The sequence below is a fragment of the Candidatus Baltobacteraceae bacterium genome (assembly GCA_036488875.1).
Lineage (GTDB): Bacteria > Vulcanimicrobiota > Vulcanimicrobiia > Vulcanimicrobiales > Vulcanimicrobiaceae > JAFAHZ01.
In genome coordinates this window covers 67043-78987 of record DASXGW010000002.1, presented here as the reverse complement: position 1 = coordinate 78987, position 11945 = coordinate 67043, and the positions used below count along the sequence as shown (strand labels likewise).

The following is an 11945-nucleotide window of genomic DNA, read 5'->3' as shown; positions in this document are numbered from 1 at the left end:
GACACTAGGTCGAGCTCGCCGTCGGTGACGGCGACGTGCTGTAATACGGTGTGGGCGACGGCGTGGGCGTCGATGCCGGTTGCGGCCCGACGACGACCTTCGATCCGCCGGCGCTCGAGAGGATCGTTACGTTTTTCCCGGTCGTTCCCGGTCCGAACACTTGCTCTTTGCGATACAAGCCGGCGCCCGAAGTGCCTTGCGTTTCGAAATGCAGCCACGTATTGCTGCGCGCGACGAGCGTGGCGCCGCCCGTCGTGATGTAAATTTCGTGAAGGCTGTGCGCGAGTCCGAACGTGTTCCCTCCCGACGAACCCGTCGCGCCGTACCCAAAGTCGAGCGTCATACCCGAGGAAGAACCCGACGACGACGAGCTCGACGTCGGCGTGCTCGTCGGCCCGGTCGTCGTCGCGGGCACGGTCGCCGGTTTGCTCGACGGCGAGGCAACGGCGTACGTATCGGTATACGCCGAATCACGCGCGGCAAAATTCTGTCCCGAGGCCGTCACCGAAGCGGTGCCGTCGGTACGAATCGCGTCGTTGCCGCTAATGACGGCTTGACCGGGTCCGCTGAGCGAAATTGACGGCGCGCTCGTCGCCGACGCCAGCGTGAAGGCCTCGATTCCGTAATCGCGGCCGCCGATCGTGCAGGCGAGGCAGTGCAGCGTTCCGCTCGGCAGCAGCACGCCGCCGGTCGACGGCTCGTGCGCGCCGGCGCCGAACGTATCGGCGTCGCCGGTGACGGTGCCGAAGTCGTCGACCGACGCGTAGATGCCGCTTGGCACCGCCGACGTCCCGACGTAGAGTTGATTGAGCGTCGCCGATACGCCGCCCTTGACGATGACGGTCGCGGAGAACGTGTGCGGAGCCTTGTTTAACGCCGTTTCGATGTACGTGTCTTCGCCCGACCCGTTGATGAACGTGCCCTTCGACTGCGAATGCCCGTAGTTGGTGCCGGCCACGACAACGCCGGCCGGAATGACGATCGGAAACGTCTCGCCGCTGCGCACCGAGTACGTGCCTTTGGTCAGGTTGATGGTGATGCCCATTCCGGCGGTCTTTACGACGGTGGCGAGCGCGTGGGTGAGCGTTTTGAACGGTTCCGAGACCGAGCCGTTGTTCGTGTCTTTTCCTTTGACGGGATTGACGTAGTAGGCGTTGATCGGGGTCGGGGTCACCACCGGCGGCGCGCCGTTACCCCCACGCCGCGTGCACGCAGTACTGCCGATCACCAAGGCGATGGCGGCGGCGGCGACGATAACGAACAGCGTTCGGCCCACTCGAGACATGGACGCGCCTTTTTGCCATCCCTTCCTTGGGAACCTCGGGCTCCTAAGAAGAACGAGTGAGCGTCAGATGAGAAAAGGCCTAGCCGCGCGACCGGTCCGTTCGATTCTACGTGCGATCGCCGACGCGGCCGAGCGGTGGAGGGACGGCGACTTTCCCCCTCGCGTGCGGGCGCTCGAACGCGTCTGCGCGCGCACCGGATACTCCATGCCGGCGGCGGAGTATGCGCTGGACCGGCTGTTCGGGGCGTTGACTGCAGTCGAACTCGAAGCAACCGTCGAGCGCGAGCTGGGAACCCTCGACGTCCTCGACGGATTCGCGGTGCGCGGTAACGGCCCGCGCGAGCGTGCGCTCCCCGCGGGACGCGTCTGCGTGATCTCTAGCCGTACGACCGTTGGGGTCGCGCTCTTCCCGGCAATCTTCGCACTGCTGGCTAAGTGCGACGTCGTGGTGAAGGACCGCGAGGACGCGTTGATTGCGGCGTTCTTCGCGACCTTAAAGGAAGAGCTCGAGGAGTTTGCCGGCACGGCGCTTGCCGCACAGTGGGAGGGCGCGGTTCGCGAGCGCGATCTGGCCGAGTTCGACGTCGTCGTCGCGTTCGGTGACGACGAAACGATCGCGTCGATTGCGAGTACGTTGACGCCGCGTACCCGGCTGATTCCGTTCGGTACGCGGGCGAGCATCGGTTACGTCGCTCGCGAGGCGCTCGCGACGCCAAGGCAAGCCGAGGAAACGGCTGGGGGCGCGGCGCGCGACCTCGTCCTCTACGAAACCGAGGGCTGCTTGAGTTTGCACGCGCTCTTCGTGGAGGTTGGGGGCACCGTCACGCCCGACGCGTTCGCCGAGGTGCTCGCGCGCGCGGTCGAACGCGCAAACGTGGAATTTCCCGTCGCAGAGCGCTCGCCACAGACCGTTGCGAGCGTCGCAGCGGCACGAGACTTGTCGGCATTTCGCGCGGCCCAAGGCCGCGGCGGCACGCACTCCGATACCACGGCGACGTTCCTCGTCGACGCGACCGCGACGCTCGACGAACCTCCCTCGTTCTTGCCGCGCGCCATCGGCGTGCGCGCGGTTTCGCGCCCCGCCGACGTGGTGGCCTATTGCACGGCGCATCGGCTCCCGGTCGAAGCCGTTGCGGTGGCCGGCGCGCGCGACGATATTACGGCCATGGCCGTTGCAACCGGTGCCTCGCGCATCGCCCGTTTCGGCGAGCTGCAATCCCCGGTCGCGGCAGGACGGCACGGCGGCCGTCCGCGCATCGCCGAGTTCGTTCGCTGGATCGACGACGAACGATGAGCGACGAACTCGAACGCGTCGTCACTGCGATACCTGGTCCACGCACGGCCGAACTGCTTCCCTCGCTGCGCGCGCACGAGTCGCGCAACGTCACGTACCTCAGCGACGAGTTTCCGGTGTTTTGGGAGTCGGCGAGCGGCGCGACCGTCACCGACGTCGACGGCAACCGCTACATCGATCTTACGGCAGCGTTTGGCGTCGCGAACGCCGGTCACGGCAATCCCTACGTCATTTCCGCCGTTGCCGACCAAGCCGCGCGGCTCATGCACGGCATGGGCGACGTTCATCCGCACGAAGCCCGAACGCGATTGCTGGAAAAGCTCGCGACCGTGCTGCCGCGCGGACTGACCAAGACGTTTTTGGCGACGACGGGATCCGAAGCCGTCGAAGCCGCGCTCAAAACCGCGATGCTTTCGACCGGCAAATCGCACTTCGTCGCCTATCGCAACGCCTATCACGGACTTTCGCTCGGCGCGTTGCCGCTCTGCGGCGTCGAGAAGTTCCGAACGCCGTTTGCGGGCGCGCTTGGCCCGAGCGCGATCTTCCTCGAGTACCCGCATAACGTCGCGGGCGCGAATACCGGTGCTGCCGTTGCGACGGCGCGCGAAGCCATCGAGCGCGACGGCAACGTTGCGGCGCTGATCGTCGAACCGATTCAGGGACGCGCCGGCTGCATCGTGCCTCCGCCCGGGTATCTCGCGGCGCTAAAAGATGTGTGCACCGAGCTTGGCGTCGTGATGATCGCCGACGAAATTTACACGGGATTCGGGCGAACGGGAACGTGGTTCGCCGTCGAGCACGATCGCGTCGTCCCCGACATCATCTGCATCGGTAAGGCGATGGGATCGGGCTTCCCGATCAGCGCCTGCGCCGGACGCCCGGAGATCATGGACGCGTGGCCGCTCTCCACCGGGGAAGCGCTGCACACGTCGACGTACCTCGGCAACCCCATGGGCTGCGCCGCGGCGCTGGCAACGATCAGCGAAATCGAGCGGATGGCACTTCCGGCGAAAGCGCGGCAAGCCGGACTCGCGCTGGCTTCCCGTCTGGACGCGCTGCGCGCACGCAAGAACGTCAGCGGCGTCCGCGGCCGCGGCTTGTTTTGGGGCATCCAGCTTCGCGACGCGGCGACGGCGGATCGCGTCGTCAAACGCGCGCTTGCATCGGGCGTCATCGTTCTGCAGGCGGGCCCGGAAGGCGACACCGTCACCGTCGCACCGCCCTTAGTCATCACCGATCGACAGCTCAGTCGCGGGATCGAGCTGCTCGAAGCCGCCATTCGGAGCAACGAGTAACGTATCGTGAAAACCTATCGCATCGGAATCGCCGGCGCCGGGTTCGGCGTCCACGCGCACCTTCCGGCCCTGTTAGCCCATAAACGATTCGAGGTCGTCGCGCTCGCGTCGCCGCACAGCGCGGCGCGCGTCGCGGAGGAGCGCGGCATACCGCATCATTTTCGGTCGTGCGCCGAAATGCTCGCGGGCGTCGAGCTCGACGCCGTCACGATTGCTTCCCCACCGTTTGCGCATAAAGATGACGTGTCGGCCGCGCTCGACGCGCGCAAGCCCGTCATCTGCGAGAAGCCTTTTGCAATCAGCGTCGCGGACGCCGAGGCGATGCTGGGTGCCGCCAAAGCGGCCGGCACCGCGTGCGGGGTCGCTCACGAGTTTCGTTTCGTTCCGCAAGCGCAAGCGCTCAAGGAGCTGGTGGTCAACCATCATCTCGATCCGCTGCGCGACGTCGAGATCACGTCACTGCGCCCGATGCTCCATCGATCGAGCCGCCGCACGCGCGGGTGGTGGTTCGACCGCGATCGCGGCGGCGGCCTCGCGGGCGCGATGCTATCACATCTCATCGATCAGGCTAGCTGGCTGGTCGCGCGCGTGCCGCAGCGCACGCTCGGCATGACGCGCACGGCAAATGTGGTTCGGCACGACGACGAGGGCGAGTTTGCGTCGACGGTTGACGACGGCGCGTTCGCGCTGCTCGATTACGGTGACGGGCTCATCGCGCGGTTGACGGTCGACGGCACGACCGCGGCGGAGGGATATACGTGCGCGCTACACGGTGAGGATCGCAGTGCGGTTGCCAGCGGCTCCAGCATGATCGAACTCCAGCTCTTTACCGTTGAGAAGGATGAAACCAGCGAGCTCGACTGCAAGCCGTCACCGTACGCCAAACTCAGCACGATCAACGGAAACGTTCCACTGTTGATGGAGCTCTACGACGAGTTCGTCAAAGCGATCGAAGGCCAACCCAACGCTCTGCCGACGTTCGAAGACGCCGTCGCAACGCAACGGGTGCTAAAAGCAGTAGGGTACGGAAGCTAACGCCGGTTAAGCGAGGGGGGTGCGGCAGACGAAAGCGTGAGCTTTCGCGTCGTACCACCACAAACGTTCGTAGCGGTCGATAATCGCGCCGCCGGCCAGACCGTCGAGTTTTCCGTACTGATCGAGCGGATGAACGCCGCCGTGGTCGACGCGCACGACCGATGACGTGAACGTGTTGCCGTCACGCGATCCCAAGAGGACCGTCGCCTGATCGGCGTCCGCACGTAAGATGCGCATCGCGCACCCGTCGACGTCCCAAGTGCGCAAGGTTCGCTTGCTCGGAAGGTCAATGGAGACGATGTGGCTTCCGGCCGTCACCCAGGTTTTCGTACTGTCTCGGCCGCGAACGTCGACCGGCACGTGCCACGTACCGCGCGAACCCGAAAAGCACGCGTTGTCGGGAACGCTAACGATTACCGAGCGGCCGTTCCAGCGGTTCTTGATCGCGATGACCGGTTTGGTCGCGTCGGCGACGACGAGATACTTTTTGCCGTGAGCTCCGCCCGCTAACGTCGACGCGTACGGGTCGATGGATGCCGGAATCCGCTCGCCGTACCACTTCCAGACGTCCAGCACGGCAAGCTCGTGCGGTTTGGTTTGTGCGAGGACGACCCAGCGGTTACGCGAGTCGGCGATAGCTCCCTCCACCGGCGCGTATTTATCGGGCACATCGGTGGGTTCGACGTGCAGCTTCGTGCCGACGCGCGCCAGCGTCGTTCCGCTGCCGTCGACGGCATACACGGCCCGGTCGTACCAAAAAAGCGTGCCGGATTTAACGTCCGGATCGTGCACGACGTCGCGCCGCGACGGTGCAGTCGAGCGGACGAGCGCGTCGCCGTCGATGTACCACAGCGCGCCGGACGCATCGACCGTGTGCGGATATTGTTGTTGAGCGCTCTTACCGACCGGATAGTTCAGGTCGATGTATTGCGCCGGTTTGTGCGCGAGTCGTTCGACGGCCGTGCAAGCAGCAAGCGAGCCGGCGAGCGCCGCGCAAGCAAGCAGTCTCACCCATGGCATCGTTTCCAGATCATACCCAACCCAGCGGTCGTCGCGCGGCTCTGCACGGCAGCGCGATCGCCCCGGAACACGATCCGCCACGCGCGCGCCCCCGAAACGTCGTCGATCGCGAACCATACGAGCCCGACCGGCTTCTCCGGGGTGCCGCCGTCAGGGCCCGCAATGCCGGTCGTCGACAGGGCCACGTCGGCCCCGAGGCGTTCCCGCGCTCCCCGGGCCATCGCGATCGCGACCTCTTCGCTCACCGCACCGGCGCGCTCGATGAGCTCGGCCTCGACGCCGAGCGCCGCCGTTTTGACGGCATTGTCGTACGCCACGACCCCGCCGGTGAAGCTCTTCGACGAGCCCGGAACGCTCGTGAGCGCTGCCGCGATGCGGCCGCCCGTACACGACTCGGCGACCGCGAGCATTTCGCCGCGCGCCTGCAGCGCTGCGTGAATCGACGACTGGATCGTCGCTTCATCGGTTCCGAAAACGTGACCCTCGAGCCGCATCTCGATCTCGCGCTGGATCGGGGCGATCATCGCTTGCGCTTCTCGCGCCGACGCCGCTTTGGCCATGATCTTCACGTCGGCGCGATACTCGTGCGCGAGTACGGCAATCTTCGGGTTTTCACCGGCACGAAAGAGGTCGTCGATGCGATGGTCGATCTCCGACTCGCCGAGATTGATGGTATGGAGCACGCGCGTGTAAATCGCCGAGTTCACCGCAAACCGCTCGCGTAAGAACGGCAGTAAGCGCTCTGCCAGCATCGGTTTCATCTCGCGCGGCACGCCCGGCATGCAAGCGACGAACTTTCCGTTTGCGTCGAACGCGACGAACCCGGGCGCCGTGCCGTGCGGATTGTCGAGCGGGCGGCTGCCGGCCGGCAACTCCGCCTGCTTGCGATTGTTGGGACGCATCTCGCGGCCGATCTGCGCGAAGAAGGACTCCATTTGCCGCAGCGCCGGCTCGTATAACTCCACGCCGAAACCGAGCGCGTCGCAGACCGCCTCCTTCGTGAGGTCGTCGATCGTCGGGCCGAGCCCGCCCGTCGTGATGACGCCGTCGGCTCGCGCGAGCGCGTCGGAGATCACCGCCGCGATGCGTTCGCGATTATCGCCGATCGTGTGGGTTGCGCGCACGTCGATTCCGTTTTCCGCCAGCTGCTGCTCGATATGCGTGGTGTTCGTGTCGACGAGCTGCCCCAGCAGCAGCTCCGTGCCGACGGCAATCAGTTCAAGCGCCGCCATTGCGGAACCACTGAGGATAGCGAAAGGTCACGTCGGCTTCAAAACCGTCGGCCGCTTCGATCGCGTCGGAGCGGCGCAGCGCCGATTCCTCAACGTGAGGGTGCGCTTCGCGCACGCGCTGCCGGCGCTCGGCGAGTTCGCCGACGAACGCCGCAAACGTCGCATCCATCGCGCGCTGGAGCGCCTGCTTCAGTTTCTTGCCGACGCGCGGCGCAAGGCCGGCCGTCGAGATCGCGACGCGGACGGGACCGGCCTTGGCAATCGCCGTCATCGCGACGAATCCGTGAGCCGGTTGATCGATGCAGCAGAGCAGGAACCGGTGCCGATCGGCCAATGCGCGCAGACGCGCGGAGAGCGCCTCGTCCTGCGGCGTCGAAATCACGAAGAATGCGTCGATCACATCCTCGTCGCGAACCGCCCGCGGATCGGTCAGCCGGCGAACGTTTGCACCGGACTCTTCCAAAGCCGCGGTTTTCTCGATCGCTTCGCGGTCGTCGGGCGCGCCGATGACGACGCACTTGCGCCCGTCGAGATTCAAACCGACGGGGAAAAAAGCTTTTCTCACATACGCCTGCCCTTCGACTTCGTCGCTTCGCGACTACGCTCAGGATGACACATATTGTCAGTAGTCGACGGGGCGTAAGTAAAACTCGTTGATTGCGGTGCTCGTGAGCATCGCGGTCGTGGGAAGGTGGCGCTTCCAGTGCGTCCCGTCCACGCGCCTGCGTATCAGGGCGACCTCCTCGGCGGCAAAGCCGCGCGTCACGAGCTGCGCGTTGGAGTACCCGAGCAGCAGCTGCGCCAGAATCGCATCGGCGCGCGCGTACGTTATGCCGAGATCGGCTTCGTCGGTCTGACCCGCCTCGAGGTCGGCGCTCGGAGCCTTCTCGATCAGTGCGGGCGGAACGCCGAGATAGCGGGCTAGTTCCCACACCTGCGTTTTAAACAGATCGCCGATCGGATTGACGGGGGGCGTATCGTCGGCGTGCCACGTGAAATACCCGAGCAGCCGTTCGGTCTTGTTTCCCGTTCCGATGGGAAGGGCGTCGTATTTCGCCGATTGATCGAAGAGCACGACCATGCGCGTACGGGCCATGACGTTACCGCGGCGCCGTCCGTTCGCGTCCGATTCGTACTGCAGGTATCCGTCCACGGCCGCGGTGATCTCGATCGTGCGGCAGTGAATACCCAACGCGTCGACGACCAGCTGCGCGTCGGACAAGCTCGACGAACTCGACGTGGCGTACGGCATCCGAATCGCATACACGTTCTGGGCGCCGAGCGCGCGCGCGCACAGGAACGCCGTCACCGCCGAATCCACGCCGCCGGAGAGCCCGACGACGGCGCGAGAAATATTGCGCCGGCCGGCAAGCTCGTCGCGCAGGAACGAGGTCAGCCATTCGGCCGTCACGGCCGCGTCGATGCCCGGCGGCTCGAGCGTCGGGCGCGCCGCTTCAACGATCGGCAGCATCGCGTCCTCCGCGCGGCAGCGGCAGCTCTTCGTCGAGCAAAAGATCCGGCAGCACCGCATCGAGATCGCCGATAAGCGGGAAGCTTGCGCGCGCCAGGTCGATGTCGCGCAAGTCGATATCCGCGGTGACGATGCACGATTGGTCGACCGGAGCTTCCACCAGCACGTTGCCGTGCGGATCGATCACGGTCGACGATCCCGACATGCCTTTGCCGCCTTCGAAACCCGTCAACCCGGCATACAAGACGAAGATGCCGTGCTCGGCTGCCGTCACGCGCAGAATTTGCCGCCAGCGCGTCACGCTGCTGAGCTCGCCGTCGCCGTCGATGCCGCGTCCCGGAGAAGCGCTGGGAACGATGACCAGACGCGCGCCTTTGATCGCGGCGATGGTCGGCACGATCGTGTGCCAGACGTCCTCGCACACGAGCATCGCTGCTTTCCCGAAACGCGTTTCGAAGACGCTCAGCTTACGGCCGCGCGATAGGAACCGCTCTTCGTCGAAGACGCCGTACGTCGGGAGGAACATCTTATGATGAACGTGCAGGATGTCGCCTTTTCCGCCCGCGACGTGCAGGTAGAGGGCGCTGTTGTAATAAGTTCCGTCGTCGTTTTCAAAAAATCCCGAGACGATATCCACCTCGGCGTCGCCGCACGCCGCCTGCCACGCCGCCGCGAGATCGGTCGCGAACGTTGCGGCCGGCAACGCGAGATCGAAGACGGCGCCCTCTAAGAAGTAACCCGTAAAGGCGCCTTCCGGGAAAACGACGAGCTCCGGCTCGCGTTCCCGCAACTGCGCAAACGCCTCGACAGCCGCGCGAAGATTCTCTTCGTAGCGGCCTTTGGCCGGCTTAGTCTGAACGATCGCGACGCGCATGTTACGGCGGCGTCGCGTCCACGCTGGTCGCCAGCTCCATCTGTTCGTCGCCGGGCGCCTTCATGCCGAGCTGCGCGGCGCACTCTTCGGCCGGATACGTCCAGATTTCCGCCAGCGTCGGGTGCAGATGCGGAATGCGCATGAACTCCGCGACGGTCGATCTGAAGTTCATCGCGACGATGACCTCGTGGATGAGCTCCGACCCTTGCGGACCGATCACCGACGCGCCCAAGATCCGCCCGTCCTGGGCGTCCGCCATCATCTTGACGAAGCCTTTGGTCTTTCCGAGGCATTGCGCCTTTCCGTGCTCGGCGAAATCGTAGCGGCCGCGCACGTATCGAGCGCCTTCACGCTGGAGCATCTTCTCCGACTTGCCGGCCGCCGCGACTTGGGGATCGCAGAAGACCGTGTGGGCGGCGACGAGGCCGTAATCGGCTTCTTCCCGACCGTTGAGACACGCATTGCGCGCCGCTACTTCGCCTTGGTAAATCGCGACGTGTACGAGCATGTATTCGCCGGTCACGTCGCCGACCGCGTAGATGTTCGGATTGCTCGTGCGAAGCGTGGCGTCGACGTCGATGCCTCTGATTGCGTGATAGGCGATACCAGCCTTCTCCAAATCCAGCCCGGCAACGTTCGGCGTTCGGCCGAGCGCGTAGAAGATCTCGTCGGCCGCGACCTCTTGCGGCCGGCCGTCCACCGTGAAATGCACGATCTTCTTGGCGCCGCGTCGCTCGGCACGCCGTAGCGACGTGCCCGTAATGACCTCGATGCCTTCATCTCTGAAGTAGCCGGTCAACGCGCCGCCGACGTCCTCGTCGGCGTGCGTCAGCAAATGACCGCTGCGGATCAAGATCGTCGTCTTCGCACCCATCCGAGCCAAGAACTGGCCGAGTTCGCACGCGGTATATCCGCCGCCGAGAACGACCACCGACTCCGGAATCCGCTCGAGCTCGAGCACGCCGTCGGTATCGACGTAACCCGTTTCCGCCAAACCCGATAAGGCCGCCGGCGGAATGACGCTGCCGGTCGCAACGACGAAATGTTTTGCTTCCACGACGTCGTCGTCGCCGACGGCGACTTCCGTGGGCGAGAGAAACCGCGCCGGCCCGCTATACAGCGGAAAGCGTTCGATGCCCTCGATCCGGTAGTCCGCAAACTCTTTGACGAGCATCCGCTTTCGGGCAAAGATCGCCGGCACGTCGGCTCGCACGCCGCTCGCGTGAATCCCCAGATGGGCGGCTTCCCGCACGTCGTAGATGGCGTCGCTCGAAGCGATCACGGCTTTGCTGGGCATGCAGCCGCGTAATATGCATAAACCCCCGAGTGGACCCGTGTCGATCATCGCGACGTCACATCCGAAATCGCGCGACGTGCGCGCGGCGGCGTAACCGCCGGAGCCCGCACCGACGATCGCGACGTCGTGTTTATGCCGTTTCACGGGTTTAGCGCCCCGTCGGGCGCGCACCAAGCCGGTGAATCGATTCGATAAAGCGCACGGTTCCACCAGAATGGACGTGAATCGAATGCGTGCGTGCCTGGTTGCCGTAGAACCGTACGCCGCGAACGAGATCGCCGTCCGTAATGCCGGTCGCGCAGAAGATCACGTTGTCGCTCTTGACCAAATCTTCGATCTCCAGCACGCGCTTGAGATCGCCGAAGCCCATCGCAATTGCGCGATTAGCTTCTTCTTCGTTCCGCGGCTCCAGCCGGCCCATGAAGTTTCCGCCCAAACACTTGATGGCGGCGGCGGCAAGCACGCCTTCGGGCGCGCCGCCGGTTCCCATCGCGACGTGAATGCCCGTATTGTCGATCGCGGTCGCAATGCACGCGTCGACGTCGCCGTCGGAAATCAAGCGAATCCGCGCGCCGGCTTCGCGCACCTCGCGAATCAAGTCGGCGTGACGCGGCCGATCGAGAATGACGACGCAGACGTCGTTGATCGGCTTCTCGAGCGCGTTGGCAACCGCTTCCAGGTTTTCTTGCACGGGAGCGTCGATGTGGACGTACGGTGCGGCTTTGGGACCGACGGCCAGCTTTTTCATGTACGAATCGGGTGCGTGCAGCAGTCCGCCGCGCTCCGAGATCGCCATAACGGCGATCGAGTTCGGCAAGCCGTTCGCCACGAGATTCGTGCCTTCGACGGGATCGACCGCGATGTCGACCTCCTCGCCGCCGGCACCGACTTCTTCGCCGATGTACAGCATCGGCGCTTCGTCGCGCTCGCCCTCACCGATGACGATGCGGCCCGAAATCTCCATCTCGCCGAGGGATTCGCGCATCTTCTCCACCGCCGCACCGTCGGCCGCGTCGCGTTCCCCGCGCCCCATCCAGCGCGAGGCAGCCAAGGCCGCGCTTTCAGTGACTTTCACGAAATCGAGCGAATGAACCGGGTGGTTGAAGACGGTACCTGCCATCGTTCGAGCCATGTGGCGAGAC

Annotated in this window: 11 protein-coding genes; 3 read left to right on the top strand and 8 right to left on the bottom strand. The window is 65.1% G+C overall.

Annotation, left to right across the window (positions count from 1 at the left end; genetic code table 11):
• Positions 1 to 4: 4 nt before the first annotated feature.
• A complete protein-coding gene (locus VGG89_02880; protein ID HEY1975475.1) occupies positions 5 to 1285 on the bottom strand; it encodes a DUF1565 domain-containing protein in 1281 nt (426 codons plus the stop codon).
• Between the two features lie 67 nt (positions 1286 to 1352).
• Here VGG89_02880 and VGG89_02875 point away from each other — a divergent pair, with 67 nt between their 5' ends.
• The 3 genes from VGG89_02875 to VGG89_02865 are packed head-to-tail and all read left to right on the top strand — an operon-like array spanning position 1353 to position 4909.
• Entirely contained in the window at positions 1353 to 2579 is a 1227-nt protein-coding gene (locus VGG89_02875; GenBank protein HEY1975474.1) for an acyl-CoA reductase, read from the top strand.
• Positions 2576 to 3874, top strand: coding sequence for an aspartate aminotransferase family protein (locus VGG89_02870; GenBank protein ID HEY1975473.1), 1299 nt, complete (start codon positions 2576 to 2578; stop codon positions 3872 to 3874). Before VGG89_02875 ends, VGG89_02870 begins: the two co-directional genes overlap by 4 nt.
• A 6-nt stretch (positions 3875 to 3880) precedes the next feature.
• Entirely contained in the window at positions 3881 to 4909 is a 1029-nt protein-coding gene (locus VGG89_02865) for a Gfo/Idh/MocA family oxidoreductase (GenBank protein ID HEY1975472.1), read from the top strand.
• Positions 4910 to 4915: 6 nt separating this feature from the next.
• On the opposite strand, the gene VGG89_02860 is transcribed toward VGG89_02865, so the two are convergent.
• Genes VGG89_02860 through glpX form a run of 7 tightly spaced genes read right to left on the bottom strand, consistent with a single transcriptional unit; the run spans position 4916 to position 11923 of the window.
• Entirely contained in the window at positions 4916 to 5920 is a 1005-nt protein-coding gene (locus tag VGG89_02860) for a hypothetical protein (GenBank protein HEY1975471.1), read from the bottom strand.
• Positions 5917 to 7161, bottom strand: a complete 1245-nt coding sequence (locus VGG89_02855) for a competence/damage-inducible protein A (GenBank protein HEY1975470.1) — start codon at positions 7159 to 7161, stop codon at positions 5917 to 5919. Before VGG89_02855 ends, VGG89_02860 begins: the two co-directional genes overlap by 4 nt.
• The gene (locus tag VGG89_02850) at positions 7148 to 7726 is read right to left on the bottom strand and encodes an NAD(P)-dependent oxidoreductase (protein HEY1975469.1); all 579 of its coding nucleotides are present in this window, start codon (positions 7724 to 7726) and stop codon (positions 7148 to 7150) included. Before VGG89_02850 ends, VGG89_02855 begins: the two co-directional genes overlap by 14 nt.
• A gap of 57 nt (positions 7727 to 7783) precedes the next feature.
• A complete protein-coding gene (locus VGG89_02845; protein HEY1975468.1) occupies positions 7784 to 8632 on the bottom strand; it encodes an NAD+ synthase in 849 nt (282 codons plus the stop codon).
• Positions 8616 to 9506 (bottom strand): nitrilase-related carbon-nitrogen hydrolase, encoded by an 891-nt coding sequence (locus VGG89_02840; GenBank protein HEY1975467.1) that lies wholly within the window; start codon positions 9504 to 9506, stop codon positions 8616 to 8618. Before VGG89_02840 ends, VGG89_02845 begins: the two co-directional genes overlap by 17 nt.
• 1 nt (position 9507) lies before the next feature.
• On the bottom strand, positions 9508 to 10947 hold the full coding sequence (locus VGG89_02835) for a dihydrolipoyl dehydrogenase (protein HEY1975466.1): 1440 nt from the start codon (positions 10945 to 10947) through the stop codon (positions 9508 to 9510).
• Between the two features lie 4 nt (positions 10948 to 10951).
• A complete protein-coding gene (glpX, locus tag VGG89_02830) occupies positions 10952 to 11923 on the bottom strand; it encodes a class II fructose-bisphosphatase (protein ID HEY1975465.1) in 972 nt (323 codons plus the stop codon).
• Positions 11924 to 11945: the final 22 nt, after the last annotated feature.